The sequence below is a fragment of the Nocardia yamanashiensis genome (genome assembly GCF_021183565.1).
Classification (GTDB): domain Bacteria; phylum Actinomycetota; class Actinomycetes; order Mycobacteriales; family Mycobacteriaceae; genus Nocardia; species Nocardia yamanashiensis.
Window position 1 is genome coordinate 3,691,257 of sequence record NZ_CP089226.1, and the last position, 18,233, is coordinate 3,709,489.

Below are 18,233 nucleotides of genomic sequence, written 5' to 3' on the forward strand. Positions count from 1 at the left end.
GAGATCATAACGACCGCCCGAAAATCCCTGGCCGACCGGTCTCGACCGGCACTACAGTCGCCGCCATGACACGTTTGAATCAGATTGTCGCCGTAGAGAAAGGGATCAAGTCCCGTACCTTCTCCGAACTCACCGAGGCCCATCACCGGCTGGCCAAAAACCCGCTGCTGAGCGGCATTTCGCGCACCTATCGCCCCAAGGACGAAGAGGGCGAGCAGCTTCCGCCGGAATCGACGCGCGTGCAGGTGAAGTCCGAGGAAGTGCTGAAGACCACGGCGGACATTCTGACCAAACTCTTCGATGTGGTGGCGACCAAGGATTGGGCCAACACCACCGCCAAGGCCGACGTGGTGGTCGACGGCCGCACCTTGATCGCCGACGCCCCGGTCACCTACCTGCTGTTCCTGGAGAAGCAGCTGGTGGATCTGCATACCTTCGTGCGCAAGCTGCCGGTGCTCGATGCCGCCGAGCATTGGGAGTACGACGCCTCGGCCGACTGCTACGCCACCGAACCGGTGCAGACGGTGCGCACCAAGAAGATTCCGCGCAATCACGTGAAAGCCGAAGCGACGGAGAAGCATCCGGCGCAGGTCGAGGTGTATCACGAGGACGTGGTGGTGGGTTACTGGCGCACCATCAAGTTCTCCGGCGCGCTGCCGGCCAAGCGCGTGAACGAATTGACCGAGCGCGTCGAAAAGCTCCAGCAGGCAGTGAAGTTCGCGCGTGAGGAGGCGAACAACGCCGAGATCGAGCAGCGCAAGTTCGGCGAGCAGGTCTTCGGATATTTGTTTGGCTGACCGCCCGGCACCGGCTAATGTCGGTGTCGCGCCAGGAGCGCAAGCTGAATCAGAAGTTCAATGTGACAGGCACACCGGTCCAGTGGAGGTTCGAGTCCTCCTCCCGCCATCACCCGGCGGGATAGCCCAACGGTAGAGGCGCCACCGCCGTCAAACTCACGTTATCGCTCCAGTTTCAGCATTCGCCGCCGAACGCCGAATCGAGAGAACCGACTTTTCAACCGGAGGTTGCGGGTTCAACTCCCGCCGGCCCAGCCACTCATTGGGCCGTAGCTTCAAACGTAGAGCGCCGGTCAACTTCATACTGAGTCCGTTCTTAAACGTGTCGGCGTGCCGCAATTGGGCGGCCACCGAAGCCCCGGGGCAGGCTAGTCCCCGGGGTTTCCCCAATCTCACCCCACAGCGGAAGTTTGTCCGGTAAGCGAACTTTGCGTTACCGGCCGCAGCCACACGGCGTTTTCCTGCCAGCAAACGATCAGACCATTCTGTTTCTTTGGTATCTTCGCTGGGACGCGCAACCGATCGTTCAGAAACAAGGGGTGTGGACCTTGTCCTTTCGAACAACGCGATCCTTCAAAACCGCCTGCGGCGCGGTCACCGCGGTCCTGGCGACCGCCGCCGGCATCCTCTCGGCAACCGGAGCGCCACCCGCGGCCGCGGCGCCCGCCGATTGCCCCGGACTCAATGTCATAGCCGTCCCGGGCACCTGGGAAACCTCCCGGGACGATCCCGGCCAGGGCATGCTCGCCCAGGTCACCCGCGGCCTGCCCGGCAAGGTCCGCACCGACTACGTCAGCTACGCGGCCACCGCCCTGCCCTGGGAGGGCGAGGTGTACGGGCGCTCCAAGCGCGAGGCCGTCAACAATGCCCGCGCCATGATCGCGGGCATGGCATCGCGCTGCGCCGCCACGCGTTTCGCGATCATCGGCTACAGCCAGGGCGCGGACGCGGCCGGTGATCTGGCCGCCGAGATCGGCACCGGGCTCGGCGTGGTCAACCCGGATCGGGTGGCCGCCGTCGGCCTGGTCTCTGATCCCCGCCGCTCCCCCACCGACGCCCTGGTCGGCCCGGCCGTCCCCGGCGCGGGCGCGGGCGGCGCGCGGGTCGGCGGCTTCGGCTGGCTGAGCCCGAAGGTCCGCACATTCTGCGCGGAGGGCGATCTCTACTGCTCGGTCCCGAACGACGATCTGGCCGGGCGCTTCGCCGGTTTCGCCACCCAGCTCTCGGCCCCGGATCCGTTGCAGATCCCCAATTACGCCTTCACCCTGCAATCGATCCTGGCCGAGGCGCTCATCCCCGGCAGCAATGCCATCCTGTCCGCCCCGGCCGAGAATCCGGCGGGCGAGCAGTGGGTCAAACAGGTGCAGGATTTCCTCAAATCCGGCATCCATCAGTCCTACCCGCGCTACATCGTCGATCCGAACGGCGCCACCGCCACCGGCTGGCTGCACAACTGGCTGGCCGACGCCGCGAACGAAGCGCCCTGACCCGCAGCGCGATTCAGCCGAGGACCGGCAGCGTCCGTTCCTCGGCCAGCTCGGAGAGATGGCACTGCATACGACCGGTGACGAGCTCGTAGGCCGCGTCGAGATCATCGGGTTCGTGCCCGGCGGCCTCGAGCTCACCCGGCAGATCGATGGGATCGCGGAACTCCACCACCACCTTCGCCGGTAGCGGGATGTGCCCGAACGCGTCCCCGAGATTGAGGCCCCACGGCAGCGCCAGCGAAATCGGGAACACCTTCACCCGCGCCAGCCGATCCAGGCGCAGGGCCCGGGCGATCCGGTCGCCGCGCGTCAGGATGAACAGCGTCTCCTGCCCGCCGATGGTCACCACCGGCACGATCGGCACCCCTTCCTCCAATGCCAAGCGCAGGAACCCCTTCCGCCCCGCGAAGTCGATCCGGTCGGATTCGCTGGTCGGCCGCATCACCTCCCAGTCCCCGCCCGGATACACCAGCACCGCCGCCCCCATCCGCAGGGCGGCCCGGGCGTTCTCGGGCGCGGCGGCGAGGGTCCCGTACTTGCGGGCGAGCGTGCCCACCCCCGGCGCGGACACCACCAGATCGTGCGCGAGCTGATAGAACGCCCGCTCGGGACCGAACTGCCGGAAGAAGGCCAGCGCCGTGATCGGCACCTCCGGCGCGGTGATCCCGCCGGAATGGTTGCCCACCAGCAACACCGGCCCCGACGCCGGCACCTTCTCGATTCCCCTGACCTCCGCCCGGAAGTACACCCGCACCAGCCGCCAGCCGAGATCGACCGTGCGCGCGATGAATTCCGGATCCCGCGCCGCCAGATCCCCGCGCGGTACCAGCCCCCGCATCCACCCCGCCACCGCATCCACCGGCGAAGCCCCCTGCCACGGTGTTCGCATTCGACCGACCTCACTTCCTGCCCGCATGCCGCTGGTTCCGGCACCATCGAGCACCTACCCGCCCTGCGCCGCGGCAAACGGCTTCCGGCCGCGAGTCAGGAGCCGGTGAGTTCCGACCGGGCAGCCTGCTCGCGCCCGGTGGACAGCAGGAGCAGGGCCGAGATCGGGCCGGTGATGACGGCGGGGCCGTCGCCGCCCGACCATTCGATATCGGTGGCCACCAGCCGTTTTCCGGCGAAATGCTTACGGACGTGGAAGGGCGCGCCCATCGTCCAGATGCGCTCGATGGCGGATCGGGCGGCGGGGAGCGGCATTTCGCGGGGGATGCCGAGCGGGATCGCGATGTCCTGACCGTGCACCAGCAGGTCCATCAGTCGGTCGGCGGGGGTGGTGCCGATGACGGTGACCTGTGCGCCGATGCCGTCGCGGAGTTCGGCGAGGAGTTCGCGGGCGGGGGTGCGGGCGGCGAGGCGGATGGCGGTGTCGCGGATGGTGCGGTCCAGATTGCCCCGGGCGCGAATCAGATTGAACAGAATCGAGCCGAAGCTGGGGTTGGTGGAGAGCACGATGTGCGCGACCACCTCCCGCACCCGCCAGCCGTCACACAGCGACGGGTGATTCCATTGCGCTTCGGACAGCGACTCCAGCAGTTCGACCAGGCTGGTGCGTTCCGCCGCGACCGCCTGCCAGGTCCGTTCGATACTGAGTGCGGGGTTCTCGGTCATGCGTAGCTCCTTGTCCCGGTGGGTGTTCCAGTAGGCTAAAAACTCCACCCGGGTGGAGGTTCCAGAGATTGTGACCGAGAACACACTTCGCGCGGCTCGGCTGAGCATCGGCGAACTGTCGCAGCGGACCGGCGTCCCGGTCCGCACGCTCCGTTTCTATTGCGACAACGGCATTCTGGAAGCGCGGCGCAGCGGCGGCGGCCATCGCATGTTCGACGCGGCCGTAGCCGTCGACCAGGTACTGCTGATCCGCCGCCTGCGCGCCCTCGGCCTGAGCCTGCCCGCCATCGTCGAAATCCTCGCGGGCGCACTGACCATCGACGAGGCCGTCACCGCCGAGCGCACCGCCCTCGACGCCGAACTCGGGATGCTCGCCTGGCGGCGGGCCTCGCTCCGCGCCGTCGAGGACGCCCCGCCCGCCGATCGTCCCGCCCGCGTGGAATTACTCGCCGCCGTGCAGGATCGCCACCGCGCCTACGACGAGCTGATCCGGAGCTGGAAGTCGCTGCTGCATCCGCTCCCACCGGCCGTGTTCGACGGCTTCGTCACCATGAACATCCCCCGCCCGCCCGCCGACCCGACGCCCCGCCAAGTGGTGGCCTACGCCGAACTGACCCGCAGCGCCGACCCCACCTGGACCACCGCGACCGCCCGCCAGCTCTGGCGCACCGAGCGCGCCGCCATCCCCGACAAACTCACCCTCGTCACGGGCGTGGCCGCCGCCTGCGAATCCGTCGACGCCCTGTGTGCCGCGGGCGCGCAACCGATTCCGGGCCCCGAACTCGACGGCTTCGTCGCGGCCCATGCCGCCGCCCGCCGCACCCGCGACACCCCCGGCCTGCGCCGCGAACTCCTCGCCGACCGCGCCGCCGACCACCCGGCCATCCACCGCTACTGGCGGCTCACCACCGAAATCACCGGGACCACCACGACCGGGGCCGCCCTGCACTGGCTGCTCCAGGCACTCGAGCGCTGGAGCACCGAGCAGGCCGGCCGGTGAACCGGCGAATCAGCGGGCGGGCGAGGCGGATTCGCCGTCTCAGTGCTTGACCACCTGGGTGCCGCCCGCGAAATTGTCGTGCCAGCCCTGCTTGGTGGAGCTCGCGCTCGCCGTCACCCCGATGGCGATGGCCGCGAAGAACCACAGCATGCCGCCGAACCAGGGAATCAGGTTGAGCAGCATGTACGCATTGCGTTTGGCCGATTCGGCCAGGCTCGGTTTCGCCGCGCCGCCCGCGCCGTGCACGTGCAGGCCGAGCAGCTTCTTGCCCGGTGTGGCGCCGCTGCTCACCTCGAAGAACACGAAGTACAGGAAGCCGAAGCCCGCACCCGGCAGCACCGAGATCCAGCGCGGCGTACCGATCACGACATCCAGCAGCCAGAACAGGATTCCGCCGACGATGAGGGCGATGATCCAATCGATGAACCTGGCGGCAGCGCGACTGCCGATCCCGGCCGGGTTCGCCCCGGCCGTCTGCCCGAAGTAGGGCTCGTAACCACCCGCGGTCATCGTTCCTCCCAAATGCGGAATCGTGCGGTCTTCGACCAGCTTTCACCTCATTCTGCGCTGGTCACAGGCTTGACAGCATCGGGGAACACCCCCAATCCGACCCTGAATCCGGTGCCGCGCACCGGCTCGCGCCGCCGGATCGTGGAATCCTCGAAGGCGGGGGTGCGTCCGATGCCTCCGACAGGCTCCGGCGGAGGGTGAGCGGTGCGAGATCTGGTGGCAGGCGGCGTGCTGGCATTGCCCGGCGGCGTGCTCACCCTGCGGGTGCCGGGGCCGTTCGATCTGTCGGTGGTGATCACCGGCGCGAACGGAAAGGTCTCGGGCGACGCGGATTTCGTGTTCTACAACCAGCCAGCCGCGCCCGGCGTGCGACTGTCCGGCAATACCGTCACCCTGGACCGGGCGCGGCTGCGCCCCGGAGCCGCACGCCTCACCCTGGTCGCCAGTCCCGAGACCGAACACGCTCCATTGGCCCGGCCGACGCTGACGATCACCGGCAACGGCCTGGACCTGCGTTTCACCACACCGGTCCCGGTCCGGGAACGCGCGATGCTGCTGGCCGAGGTCTACCGCCGCGATGCCGAATGGCGGATACGGGCGCTCGGCCAGGGGTACGACGACGGATTAGCGGGTGTGGCACGCGATTTCGGCGTCGTGGTCACCGACCCGGGTGCCTCCGGCCCCGGCACACCCACTCAACGCCCGCCCGATCAAGGCATGCCCGGTGGAAGCACGCCCGCTCGACACGCGCCGGGTCATGGCACGCCTGCCCGGCACACGTCGGTTCAGCGCATATCCGGTCAGGGCACGCCCGCCCCGCCCGCGTCCGGCCGCGGCATGCCCGATCATGTTGCGCCCGACCGGGATATCGCCGACGTCATCGCGCTGACCAACGCCGCGCGCGCCGCCGCGGGACTGCCGCCGCTCACCCACGATCCCCGGCTGAGCGAGGTGGCGCGGGCACACAGCGCCGACATGATCAGGCGTGGGTATTTCGCGCACACCTCCCCCGAGGGCGCGCAGCCGTGGGACCGAACCGCCGCCGCGCACATCGACTTTCGCGGCATCGCCGAGAACATCGCGTGGGGGCAGCGCAGTGCGCGGGAGGTGGTGGACGGCTGGATGAACAGTCCCGGCCATCGCGCCAATATCCTGCTGCCCGATTTCACCCACATAGGGGTAGGCCGCGCCGGCGAGCATTGGACTCAGCTCTTCGGCGCGGCCTGGTGAGACCTCAGCGCGCTCAGGCCGGCGCGGGCACCTCGGCGACCGCACCCAGCTGCGGGTAGGTCGGGTACTCGATGCCCGAGATGTACTGCACGGTCCGCACCACCTGGCAGGAGTAACCGAATTCGTTGTCGTACCAGAGGTAGAGGATCGCGGTGTCGCCGTCGATGATGGCGGCGTTCGCGTCCACGATGGACGCCGCGCGCGAGCCGATGAAGTCGCTCGACACCACATCGGTGGCCGCGGTGTAGTCCAGGTTGCGGCTCAGCGGACCCGACAGCGACACCTGGCGCAGGTACTCGAGCACCTCGGTCCGGGTGGTCTCGCGCTTCAGCTGCAGGTTCAGGATCGCCACCGAAACATCCGGCGTGGGAACGCGAATCGAGCTGCCGGTGATCTTGGCCTGGAAGTCCGGCATGGCCTTCTTCACCGCGGACTGCGCGCCGGTCTCGGTGAGCACCAGGTTGAACGGCGCGGACCGGCCGCGGCGATCGGCCTTGTGGAAGTTGTCGAGGAGGTTCTGGTCGTTGGTGAACGAGTGCACCGTCTCGACGTGCCCGCGCACGATGCCGAACTCGTCGTCCATCGCCTTCAGCGGCGGCACGATCGCATTGGTGGTGCAGGACGCACACGACACGATCTGCTCGGTCTGATCCAGCCCCAGGTGGTTGACGCCGTGCACGATATTCGGCACGTCGCCCTTGCCGGGCGCGGTCAGCAGCACCTTGGCGACGCCCGGGCGCAGGTGCTGGGCCAGGCCCTCGCGGTCGCGCCACTTACCGGTGTTGTCGATCAGGATCGCATTGTCGATCCCGTACTCGGTGTAGTCGATGGTGACAGGGTCGTTGCTGTAGATGAACTTGATGACATTGCCGTTGGCGATGATGGCGCTGTTCTCGGCATCGACCTTGATGGTGCCGTTGAACTGCCCGTGCACCGAATCCCGGCGCAGCAGCGACGCGCGCTTGACCAGGTCGCCCTCGCCGCCCTTGCGCACCACCACGGCGCGCAGGTTCAAGCCGTTGCCGGAACCCGTCTTCTCGATCAGCAGGCGCGCCACCAGGCGGCCGATGCGGCCGAAGCCGTACAGCACCACATCGCGCGGACCCTGCGGCTCGGCCTTGTTGCCGCCGGTGATGCCGGCCAGCACGTCCGCGGTGAACTCGGGGATGGACAGCCCGCGCTCGTCGGCGCGGTAGGCCATCACCAGGCGGCCGAGGTCGATCTTGGACGAGCCGAGGTCCAGCGTGCTGAGCACCTCGAGGAAGGGCAGCGTCTCGTCGATCGACAGCTCTTCGCCCTCGATCTGGCGCGCGAACCGGTGCGTGCGCAGAATGCTGATCACCGACTTGTTCACCAGCGACCGGCTGTGCAGCAGGATCGTCACCCCCTTCTCGCGGTACAGCCGCCCGATGATCGGAATCATCGCCTCCGCGGCAGCCTCGTGAGCGTTCCAGCGGTCAAGATGGTCGTTAGTCAACACAAGTCCTCGGGGTTCCCTTGATCTCTACCGTGATCGATGCTAGTCAGCCCCGCATTTTCACATCCGCCCGGTTCCCCCTTGTGAGCTGGAGCGCGACCCAGGTCACACCGTCAGACCGCGGCGGATCAACAGCGGTTCGATGCGCGGCGGGCGGCCCCGGAAGGCCTCGAACGCGGCGAGCGGATCGACCGATCCACCGCGAGAAAGCAATTCGCGCCGGAACGCGTCGCCCTTCTCGCGCAGCGTCGCGTCGCCCTCGTCGAACCAGCGCACGGTGTCGGCGTCGAGCACCTCGCTCCAGATGTAGGAGTAGTAACCGGCCGCGTAGCCGCCCGCGAAAATGTGCGAGAAGTAGGCGGTGCGATAGCGGGGCGGGATGGCGGCGAGCGCGACGCCGGCCTGGCGCAGCGCTTCGGCTTCGAACTCGGCGGCATCGAGTCCGGCCGCCGCGCCGGCGGGCAGGCGATGCCAGGCCCAGTCCAGCAGGGCGGCGGCGAGGTATTCGACGGTACGGAAGCCTTCGCCGAACCGGCCGGCGGCCAGCATGCGCTCGGCCAGGGCGGCGGGCATGGGCGCGCCGGTCTCGACGTGCCTGGCGTAGTTGGCCAGGATTTCGGGGCGGGCCATCCACATCTCGTTGACCTGCGACGGGAATTCCACGAAATCGCGCGGCACCGCGGTGCCGGAGAAGAACGGGTACCGGACCCGCGAGAACAGGCAGTGCAGGGCGTGCCCGAACTCGTGGAACAGGGTGCGGACGTTCTCCCAGGTCAGCAGTGCCGGTTCAGCTTTCGGCGGTTTCACGATATTGAGATTGTTGACCACCACCGGCTTGGTTCCGAGCAGTTCCGACTGGGTGACCAGCGAGCGATTCCAGGCGCCGCCGCGTTTGGACGGCCGGGCGAAGAAGTCGCCGAGGAACAGGCCCAGACCGGAACCGTCGCGGTCGAAGACCTCGAACACCCGCACTTCGGGGTGATAGCCGACCAGATCCGGGCGCTCTTCGAAGGTGATGCCGTAAACCTGTCCGGCCGCGAAGAATACGCCGTCGCGCAGGACGCGTTCGAGTTCGAAGTAGGGGCGCAGTTCCTCGGCATCGACCGAGAACTGTTCCGCGCGCACCTTTTCCGACCAGAACTGCCAATCCCAGGAGCGCAGTTCGGCATCCGGGTCGCCGGTGGCGGCGCGCAGGACCGCGGTGAGCTCAGCGGCCTCGCGCTCGGCATTGGCGACGGCGGGCGGAACCAGTTGCGCCAGCATCTCTTCCACCGCCGTGACGGTTTTGGCGGTCTGATCCTCGACGGTGTACGCCGCGTGGTCCGGATAGCCGAGCAGGGCGGCGCGTTCGGCGCGCAGTTCCGCCATCCGGACGGCCAGCCGGGCATTGCCGCCCGCCGCGCCGAAACCGCGCTCCAGCGACGCGGTCATCATGCGCTCCCGGACCGACCGGTCGGCAAGCTGCGCCAGCACCGGCTGATTCGACACGTTCTGCAAACTCAGCGCCCACGCACCCTCGTGCCCGAGCGTGCGGGCGTTCTCCGCCGCGGCCGTCACCGCCCCGCCCGCCAGCCCGGCCACCTCGGCTTCGCTATCCAAGACCAAGGTCGCGGCATTGGTATCGGCCAGATTGTTCTGCTTGAACTCCGTTGCCGCCACGGCGAGTTCGGCATTGAGCTCCCGCAACCGCGCCTGCTCCCCCGCGTCCAGCCGCGCCCCCGCCCGCACGAACTGCAACCGGTACTGCTCGACCAACCGCACCTGCTCGGCATCCAGCCCGAGCTCCCCGCGCCGCCCGTACAACGATTCGACCCGCTCGAACAGCGCGCCGTCGAGGTTGACGGCATCCTCGTGCGCCGCCCATCGCGGCGAGATCTCCGCCTCGATCTCCCGGATCCGCACACTCGAATCCGAGGAGGCCACATTGAAGAACGCCCGCGCCACCCGCCGCAGCACGGCCCCCGAACGCTCCAGCGCCTCAACCGTATTCGTGAACGAAGGCGCTTCCGCCGCCCCCGTGATCGCCGCGATCTCCGCCAGCTGCTCAGCCATCCCCCGCTCGAACGCGGGCAGATAATGCTCGTCCTCGATCTCCGCGAACGGCGGAAGCTCATACGGCAGCGCACTGCGCTCGAAGAAGGGATTGCTCGCCATGGAGCAACCCTACGCAACAACGCATTTCACCAGCTCCGGTCTCGCCAGCCCACCGTGGATAACGATCCGGTGAAGTTACCTACCGGTCACTCGGGTCTCTCGTAGGGTCAGCCGCGATTCGGTTCAGCTCCACCACGAGGACGATCTGTGAAACTCGCCCGCCGCCTGCCCTTGGTCGCGATCATCACCGCCGGCGCACTCGCCGGCCTCACCCCGGCCACCGCCGACACCCCCGTCAACTATGTGGCCCTGGGCGATTCGTACGCCGCCGGCGTCGGCATCACCAATATTCTCGACACCGCCTGCTCCCGCTCCGACCGCAACTACGCCCACCTGCTCGCGGCCCGCCGCGGCTACCAGCTCACCGACGTCACCTGCGGCGGCGCCACCACCGAATCCGTGACCAACACCCAGCTTTCGGCCCTCACCCCCGACACCACCCTGGTCACCCTCGGCGTCGGCGGCAACGACATCGGCTTCACCGAAATCGTCACCGACTGCGTGAAGGCGGGCACCATCGGCTCCGGCAGCGCGACCGGCAGCACCAGCGGCAGCGCCGAACTGCTCTTCGGCTGCAAAACCAAATACGGCGACGCCATCCCCACCCGCATCGCCGAAACCTCCGCCAAACTCACCGAACTCATCACCGACATCCGCACCCGCGCACCACGAGCCCGGGTAGTCCTGGTCGGCTACCCCAAAATTCTCCCCGACGACGCCTCCACCTGCGCCGGCGTCCAACCGGTTCTCCCCGCCGACGTCGACTGGGCCCGCGACGCGGTAATCGGCGGCCTCAACACCATGCTCCGCACCCAGGCCAACACCGAATACGTCAGCATCTACGAGCTCTACGACGGCCACGACGTCTGCCGCCCCGAAGCCGACCGCTGGATCAACGGCACCACCGCGGCCGCCGGCGACGGCGCGAAGTTCCATCCGCGCCCAGCCGGTCACGCCGCCGCCGCGCGGCATCTGGCCGCCACCCTCTGACCCGCCGCTACACTATCGGTCGTCCCGTCCGGTGGACGGGACACAGCACGAGTTCGAGAAACGTAGTGGGGGGAAGTGTCACTCCGGGGAGTGGGCCGCACCGTAGCGGCCATGGGTGAGCGCGTGGGTCCGAGTGCTGCTGCCGGGTGAGGAATTCGCCGGGTATCGCATTGTGCGGCAGCTCGGCGCGGGCGGAATGGGCGCGGTGTTCCTGGCCCGGCATCCGCAATTGTCCCGGCCTGTGGCCTTGAAGGTACTGACCGGCGACGGTGATGAAGAAGGCCGGGCGCGATTCCTGCGTGAAGCGGAATTGGCCGCACGGCTGCAACATCCGAATGTGGTCGGCGTCCTGGACCGCGGCGTCTGCGACGAACGACTGTGGATCGCAATGCAGTTCGTGCCCGGCGGCGACGCGGCCGCGGCGGCACGCCAGGGGCTGAGCCCGGAGCGCGCCGTGCACATCGTGACCGAAGCGGCCCGCGGGCTCGATGCCGCGCACGCCGCTGGACTGCTGCACCGCGATGTCAAACCCGCCAATATTCTCGTCTCCGCGCAGGAGGACGGGCCGGATCGCGTGCTGGTCACCGACTTCGGCATCGCGCGGGCGATCGAACAGCACACCGCGCTCACCGCGGAGGGCATGGTGCTGGCCACGCTCGCCTACGCGGCCCCCGAACAGCTCGAAGCCGGGCCGATCGATCACCACGCCGATGTGTACGCGCTCGGCGGCACGCTGTATCACCTGCTGACCCGGTCGATCCCGTTCCCGCACGACGATCCGATCGCGGTGCTGCACGCGCACCTGGAGACACCGCCGCCGCGACCCAGCACGGTGAATCCCGAAGTGCCCCCGGCCTTCGACTCGGTCATCGCCCGGGCCATGGCCAAGGATCCGCGCGACCGCTACCCCAGTTGCGGCGCGCTGGCCGAGGCGGCACGGGCCGCGCTGCGCGGAGAAGCCGAAGCGGTGTTGCCCAATACGCGCCGCCGGCGGCGAAACCTGCTGGTGGGAGCGACGGTGACGCTGGTCGCCGCGCTGGCCGCGACCCTGGTGCTGATCCGCCCGTGGTCGTCCCCGGCGAGCAGCACCGGCGCCACCGCTCCGGTCGCGCCACCGGCGATCGTCACCGACGGCTCCGGCCCGTGGGGCTACTACGGCGCCATCGTGGCCAAGTTCCCGAACCTGCTACCGTCGTTCCCGGCGGCGCTGGGTTACCGGGGAATATATTGCCGTGCGGTCGATTCCAGGGATGTGATGACCAACGTCGCACTGGCCCGCACCCCGGACAAGCTCGCGACGGTCCGCTGCGACGGTGACGGCGACCCGCTCGAGATGGTGGTCATCACCTGCACGGTGGATCGGTCGGCGCGACCGAAGCCGCGCTTTGTCTTCGGCACTCAGCGCGGCGAGGAACGCTGGACCAAGGCCGGCGACACCGGGACGGTCGCGTGGGGCGACGGCGACACCGGGCAGGGCTACTACTACGGCCTGATGGTCGCCTTCGACAGCACGGACCGGAACTCCTGCTACCTCTACTCTTTCGGGCAGCACGAACTCACCGGACAGGATCTGCACGACAGGTGGTGGGCCGATGCGCCGCTCTGAACGCCCGCTCCGGTGGCTGCCGGCGCTGCTGGCCGCCGCACTGCTGGCCGGCTGCGCCTCGACCGTGCCAGGTACGCCCGGTCCCGCGCGCGATCTCGCGAAACTCGATGTCGGCGGCTGGGATACGACTCCCTTGCCGGTCCCGGCCACGAGCAATGTCTCGTACGGCCGGATTCTCGAATCGGTGCGCATGGCGGAGGCGGTGATCGGTCCGGCCGAACTCGACCCCGTTCTGGAATACCCGGTGACCGCCCTCGTCCCGACTCCGCTCGCGACGGTCGGCATCATCGCCGATGTCGCGCGGCCCATCCTCGCCGAATACGGCATGGTGGCCGGATATTCGATGACCGGCGCCGACACCCTCGGAGAGCTGTCCACCATCAACCGCAAGTCCAGCCTGGTCCGGGTGACGGTGATCGGCTTCCCGGATGCGGCCGCCGCCGACTCGGCGGCGCAGCGCATCGAGGAGGCGGACTTCGCGGCGGGCGCCGGCAACGAAGCCGTGGAGATCCCGGGATTCGCGGCGGCACACAGCCATTGGCGTCCCGACGTACCGACCCTGGGCGTGTACGCCGCGCACGGTTCGTTCCTGATCGCGCTCTACATCCGGCTGCCGGAACCGGATCTCACGGCGCTCACCACGCTGGCCGCCGCAGCACTCACCGCGCAGCAGCCCAAGTTGGACGGGTTCACCCCGACCCCGCTCGGCCGGCTCGCGGAGCTGCCCTTGGACGCGGACGATATGTTGCGCCGCATGGTCCCGATGCGGACCGGTCAGTGGAGCTACCCCTCGCTGAGCCGGCGCGAGAACCTGATCGACGAGGTGTCGGTGGCCATCGGCATGCGGATGTCCGGCGGTATCACGCTCGGGCCGGGCGGGATCGCCCACGAACTGCGCGGCAACAAGAACCAGCGGGGCATCGAACGCCGGGCGGTGATCGGCAACGAAGTCCTCTATCGGTTCGCCGACGCGAGCGCCGCCCGCGGCTTCTTCACCATCCTGCGGAATTCGACCGGGGACGCCGCCGGGGACGCGCCGGCCACGGCGAACACCGGCCCCGCCGGGGTGCCCGACGCCTTCTGCTACACCGACGACGCCTCCGGCATCACCCCGTTCGAAACCTGCTTCGTGCTCGACGGCAGGTACGTGGCCACCATCGTCGGACCCGACCGGGCGTTCGCGCACCAGCGCACCGCGGCCGAATACGCCCTGCTGGTCAACACCAGGTAGCACGATGCGCGAATTGGCTTCCGGCACACTCGTCGCCGGGTATCGGATCGAGCGCCGGATCGGCAGCGGCGCGACGGGTGCGGTCTATCTGGCGCGGCACCCGCGGCTCCCCCGCAACGATGCGCTGAAGGTGCGCGCCGGCGGCGATCTCCGCTTCCGGGAGCGCTTCCGGCGTGAGGCCCGGCTGGCCTCGCGTCTCGACCATCCGCACGTGGTGTCCATATACGACAGCGGCGAGTGCGGCGAAACCCTGTGGATCGCCATGCAATTCATCGACGGTTCCGATGCCGGGCAGCTGGTGCGCGCCCACCGGCTGCCCGCCGACCGGGCGATCGACATCGTGCTGCAGGCGGCCCGCGGCCTCGACGCGGCGCACGCCGCCGGTCTACTGCACCGCGATGTGAAACCCGCCAATATCCTCGTCGCGAACGACGGCCGGGCGCTGGTCGCCGATTTCGGCATCGCCCGCGAATCCGGGGACACCGACACCCTGGCGGCCGGAATGCCCGCCGCCACCCTGGCTTACGCCGCGCCGGAACAACTCCGGGGCGGGGGCGCGGACCATCGAGCCGACGTCTACGGTCTCGGCGCGACCCTGTATCACCTGCTCACCGGCCGGGTCCCCTACCCGCGCGAGACCGCTGCCGCCATGGTGCACGCCCAGCTTTCGGCGCCGCCGCCGCGCCCGTGCCGCATCGCTCCCGAGCTGCCGGTGGCACTGGACGCCGTCATCGCCCGCGCCCTGGCCAAGGACCCCACCGAACGCTACGGCAGCTGCGGCGAACTGGCCGAGGCGGCCCGAGCCACCCTGGGCGGCAGAACTTTTCGCCGCACCCGCCGTCTCCGGCTGGCCGCCGGGCTCACCGTCGCGGCCTCGGTGGCCGCGACCGCCACCGCGTTCGCCCGCACCGGTGACTCCGACTCACCCGTCGTCGCCGTCGCGACCACACCCGTCTCCACGATCGTCCCTGCCACCTCCAGCACTCCGGTATCCCCTTGGGGCAGCGCGGCTTTCATCGCCGACACCTTCCCCAACGCGTTCACCGCCAAACCGTCGGCCCGCGGCTATCTCGGACTGACCTGCACCGCCACGGACGATCCGGCCACACCCGCGATCACCTGCAACGGAAGCAATCCCGCGCTCTCGCGCCTCACGGTGACGTGCCGGACCGATCGCGAAACATACGCCTCCGTCTCCTGGGCGGCCGAGGCCGAAGGCTCCGAGAAATCGAGCCACGGAGCCGGCTCCGGCACCGCGGTCTGGCGCACCGTGCCGGACGCCTCCGGCGCATCGATCGGCAATCTCGAAGTGCGCTTCGACAGCCCCGACCGCCATTTCTGTGCCCTGGACGCCTACGGTGCGACCGGCGGCCGCGCTCTCTTCGACGGCTGGTGGCAGTCCGCCCTGATCTGACCTGCCACGATGACCACCATCCCGGCACGATACAGCTCTCCGGAAGCCCCGCGAATGCGGGACCCCGGAGAGCGGATCAGCACATCAGCGCGCGACGATGGTCGCCGAACCGTGGCCGAACAGGCCCTGGTTCACGGCGATGCCGGCGCGGGCGTTCTCGACCTGGCGGCCGTCGGCCTGACCGCGCAGCTGCCAGGTGAGCTCGCAGATCTGGGCGATGGCCTGGGCCGGAATGGCTTCGCCGAAGCAGGCCAGGCCGCCGCTGGGATTGACGGGGATGCGGCCGCCCAATGTGGTTGCGCCACTGCGCAGCAGCTCTTCGGCGCGGCCCTCCTCGCACAGGCCGATGTCCTCGTACCAGTCCAGTTCCAGCGCGGTGGACAGGTCGTAGACCTCGGCGAGGGACAGTTCGTCGGGGCCGAGCCCGGCTTCCTCGTAGGCGGCGTGCGCGATGGCGGAACGGAAAGTGCGCGAGGGGGGTTCGACCGCGACGGCCGAATCGGTCGCGAAATCCGGGAGGTCCAGGACGGTCTTCGGGAAGGTCGGGGTGACCGTCGAGAGCGCCTTGATGCGCACCGGGTCGGCGATGCCGTGCTTGCGCGCGTAGTCCATCGAGGTCAGCACGAGCGCCGCGCCACCGTCGCTGGTCGCGCAGATGTCCAGCAGCCGCAGCGGATCCGAGACGATGGCCGACGCCGCGATCTCCTCCGCCGTCACTTCCTTGCGGTAGCGGGCGTACGGGTTGTTCAGGCCGTGGCGGGCGTTCTTCACCTTGACGGCCGCGAAATCGTCGAGGGTGGCGCCGTGCAGCGCCATCCGGCGACGGGCGTAGAGCGCGAAGTAGATGGGGTTGGTCGCCCCGAGCAGGTGGAAACGCAGCCAGTCCGGATCGTCGCGGCGCTCGCCGCCGACCGGCTGGAAGAACCCCTTGGGCGTGGTGTCCGCGCCGACCACCAGGGCCACATCGGTGAGCCCGGCCAGAATCTGCGCCCGCGCACTCGCGATGGCCTGCGCGCCCGACGCGCACGCGGCATAGCTGCTGGAGATGCGCGCGCCGGACCAGCCCAGCGCCTGCGCGAAGGTCGCGCCCGCCACGAACCCGGGGTAGCCGTTGCGAATGGTGTCCGCGCCGGCGATGTATCCGACCTCGCGATGGTCCACCCCGGCGTCCGCCAGCGCGGCCCGGGCGGCGACCAGACCGTATTCGACGAAGTTGCGCCCCCACTTGCCCCACGGGTGCATGCCCACGCCGAGGACGGCGATATCGCGATTCGTGTCAGTCATTGACCGGCCTCCACATCCACACCGTGTACTCCGCTTCGTCGTCCTCGTAGAGCGTGCCGAGCGTCAGCTCCACCGGCATGCCGACCGCCAGGTCATCGACGGTGAACTCGCGCACCACCTGGCCGAGGATCACCATCTTCTCGACCTCGAGCTCCACGGCCGCGACGACATACGGCTCGAACGGATCCCCGGACACGTACGGGGCGGGCGGCTTGTACCGCGCGTCCGCGTACGACCAGATCCGGCCACGCGTGGAAAACAGGTATTCGACCAGTTCGGAGCCGTCCTTGGACCCGTCGCACTGCGGGTTGCGACAGGCGAGGGTGTTGCGCGGGAAGTACGGCGTACCGCAGTTCTCGCATCGGCTCCCCTTGAGCCGCACCACTCCGTCGTCCGCAGTGAACCAGTCGGCCACGGCGGGGCGTTGTTCTTTCTGCACCACCCGACCGTATAGGAACACGTTCTATTTTGGGGGTGGAATCCCGTCCACCGGTGCCCGGCGCGGAGGTACGGTGAATACCGATCGAGGATGTGCCGACACCCTCGTCTCGATCTGGAGTAGCACTACGCGATGGGCATCGAAGCCATTGACCCGCAGTCGATCCGCAATGTCACGCTCGCCGGCGACCCGGCCGGGATCGCCCCGCTGGCGGACCGGCTGCGCGGGCGCGCCGACCGGACCGGGGCCATCCGCCGCACGACGGACCGGATCGAGCACACCATCCGCATCGCCGAACTGCCCGGCCACCTCCCGGCCGCCGCACTGGAACGCGCCATCCGGGTGGCCGAAGGACTGATCATGGTGGTGGACGCCGCCGGCCCCGGCAGCGCGCGCCTGGAAACCCTGCTGCACGTCGCCGACGACCATCAGGTGGCGCGCTTGTGCCTGGTCACCGGACTCGACCGGCCCACAGCCGATTTCGACCGCTGCGTGGCCACCGTCGCCGCCGCGCGCGGCGCGACCGCCCTGCCGCTGCACTCCCCGATCGATCCCGGGCCCGCCTTCGACGGCGTCATCGACCTGATCCCACTGGGCACCCTGGCCGCACCGGCCGCCGAATTCTACGGCCCGCATTGGCATCTCGCGCAGCGCCGCTACCGCGACCTGGTCGGCGCGGTACTGGATCAGCGCACCGCCGCCGGCCCGCCGGAACTCGAGCCCGAACGCCTGCGGCAGCGCATCCGCCGGCTCACCCGCATCGGCGATATCGTGCCCATCCTGTGCGCTCCGGCACCCGGCGACGATCTCGGATCGCTGCTCGACGCCATCGCCCGCTACCTGCCCTCGCCGCTGGACGTCTGCCAACCCGAACACGCGCTCGACTATTGATAACATCGGGTCGGTCGTCACGGTCCAACAACCGGCCGGGGCGGCCTTTGTGTTGCGCTTCGCGCAATGTAGCGAGGGAGAGCCCGAGCGTTGACGCGCAACGACAATC

At 69.0% G+C, this 18,233-nt stretch carries 16 protein-coding genes; 9 read left to right on the top strand and 7 right to left on the bottom strand.

Annotated features, from left to right (window positions below; all coding sequences use genetic code 11):
* Positions 1-65 precede the first annotated feature (65 nt).
* Together LTV02_RS17760 and LTV02_RS17765 are read left to right on the top strand one after the other, a co-directional pair.
* Positions 66-797 (top strand): DUF7873 family protein, encoded by a 732-nt coding sequence (locus LTV02_RS17760; protein ID WP_233041040.1) that lies wholly within the window; start codon positions 66-68, stop codon positions 795-797.
* Positions 798-1,345: 548 nt separating this feature from the next.
* Positions 1,346-2,284, top strand: coding sequence for a cutinase family protein (locus LTV02_RS17765; RefSeq protein ID WP_233041041.1), 939 nt, complete (start codon positions 1,346-1,348; stop codon positions 2,282-2,284).
* A 13-nt stretch (positions 2,285-2,297) separates the two neighbouring features.
* On the opposite strand, the gene LTV02_RS17770 is transcribed toward LTV02_RS17765, so the two are convergent.
* Positions 2,298-3,173, bottom strand: a complete 876-nt coding sequence (locus LTV02_RS17770; RefSeq protein WP_233041042.1) for a 1-acyl-sn-glycerol-3-phosphate acyltransferase — start codon at positions 3,171-3,173, stop codon at positions 2,298-2,300.
* Positions 3,174-3,268: 95 nt separating this feature from the next.
* Positions 3,269-3,898, bottom strand: a complete 630-nt coding sequence (locus LTV02_RS17775) for a maleylpyruvate isomerase family mycothiol-dependent enzyme (RefSeq protein ID WP_233041043.1) — start codon at positions 3,896-3,898, stop codon at positions 3,269-3,271.
* 70 nt (positions 3,899-3,968) lie between these two features.
* Between LTV02_RS17775 and LTV02_RS17780 the strand changes: the two genes are divergently transcribed.
* A complete protein-coding gene (locus LTV02_RS17780; RefSeq protein WP_233041044.1) occupies positions 3,969-4,898 on the top strand; it encodes a MerR family transcriptional regulator in 930 nt (309 codons plus the stop codon).
* A 39-nt stretch (positions 4,899-4,937) separates the two neighbouring features.
* Here the strand turns inward: LTV02_RS17780 and LTV02_RS17785 are convergent, their stop codons facing one another.
* Positions 4,938-5,408 carry an RDD family protein gene (locus LTV02_RS17785; protein WP_233041045.1) on the bottom strand — a complete coding sequence of 157 codons (471 nt, stop codon included), beginning with the start codon at positions 5,406-5,408 and terminating at the stop codon, positions 4,938-4,940.
* A 204-nt stretch (positions 5,409-5,612) separates the two neighbouring features.
* Between LTV02_RS17785 and LTV02_RS17790 the strand changes: the two genes are divergently transcribed.
* Positions 5,613-6,638, top strand: coding sequence for a CAP domain-containing protein (locus tag LTV02_RS17790; protein ID WP_233041046.1), 1,026 nt, complete (start codon positions 5,613-5,615; stop codon positions 6,636-6,638).
* A gap of 13 nt (positions 6,639-6,651) precedes the next feature.
* Here the strand turns inward: LTV02_RS17790 and LTV02_RS17795 are convergent, their stop codons facing one another.
* Both LTV02_RS17795 and LTV02_RS17800 read right to left on the bottom strand, forming a co-directional pair.
* The gene (locus LTV02_RS17795; RefSeq protein ID WP_408639406.1) at positions 6,652-8,061 is read right to left on the bottom strand and encodes a glyceraldehyde-3-phosphate dehydrogenase; all 1,410 of its coding nucleotides are present in this window, start codon (positions 8,059-8,061) and stop codon (positions 6,652-6,654) included.
* Between the two features lie 159 nt (positions 8,062-8,220).
* Complete coding sequence (locus LTV02_RS17800) at positions 8,221-10,269, bottom strand: M3 family metallopeptidase (protein ID WP_233041048.1); 2,049 nt, start codon at positions 10,267-10,269, stop codon at positions 8,221-8,223.
* 147 nt (positions 10,270-10,416) lie between these two features.
* Between LTV02_RS17800 and LTV02_RS17805 the strand changes: the two genes are divergently transcribed.
* The 4 genes from LTV02_RS17805 to LTV02_RS17820 all read left to right on the top strand — a co-directional run bounded on the left by LTV02_RS17805 (position 10,417) and on the right by LTV02_RS17820 (position 15,510).
* Positions 10,417-11,259: an SGNH/GDSL hydrolase family protein gene (locus LTV02_RS17805; RefSeq protein WP_233041049.1), complete on the top strand. Its 843-nt coding sequence runs from the start codon at positions 10,417-10,419 to the stop codon at positions 11,257-11,259.
* Positions 11,260-11,374: 115 nt separating this feature from the next.
* A complete protein-coding gene (locus LTV02_RS17810; RefSeq protein WP_233041050.1) occupies positions 11,375-12,865 on the top strand; it encodes a serine/threonine-protein kinase in 1,491 nt (496 codons plus the stop codon).
* Positions 12,852-14,096 (top strand): DUF7373 family lipoprotein, encoded by a 1,245-nt coding sequence (locus LTV02_RS17815; protein ID WP_233041051.1) that lies wholly within the window; start codon positions 12,852-12,854, stop codon positions 14,094-14,096. The genes LTV02_RS17810 and LTV02_RS17815 overlap by 14 nt, the downstream gene beginning before the upstream one ends.
* A 4-nt stretch (positions 14,097-14,100) precedes the next feature.
* A complete protein-coding gene (locus LTV02_RS17820; protein ID WP_233041052.1) occupies positions 14,101-15,510 on the top strand; it encodes a serine/threonine-protein kinase in 1,410 nt (469 codons plus the stop codon).
* Between the two features lie 84 nt (positions 15,511-15,594).
* Here LTV02_RS17820 and LTV02_RS17825 read toward each other — a convergent pair whose 3' ends face one another.
* Complete coding sequence (locus LTV02_RS17825) at positions 15,595-16,794, bottom strand: lipid-transfer protein (protein WP_233041053.1); 1,200 nt, start codon at positions 16,792-16,794, stop codon at positions 15,595-15,597.
* On the bottom strand, positions 16,787-17,233 hold the full coding sequence (locus LTV02_RS17830) for a Zn-ribbon domain-containing OB-fold protein (protein ID WP_233041054.1): 447 nt from the start codon (positions 17,231-17,233) through the stop codon (positions 16,787-16,789). Before LTV02_RS17830 ends, LTV02_RS17825 begins: the two co-directional genes overlap by 8 nt.
* A 132-nt stretch (positions 17,234-17,365) precedes the next feature.
* Here LTV02_RS17830 and LTV02_RS17835 point away from each other — a divergent pair, with 132 nt between their 5' ends.
* A complete protein-coding gene (locus LTV02_RS17835) occupies positions 17,366-18,124 on the top strand; it encodes a GTP-binding protein (RefSeq protein ID WP_233041055.1) in 759 nt (252 codons plus the stop codon).
* Positions 18,125-18,233 lie beyond the last annotated feature (109 nt).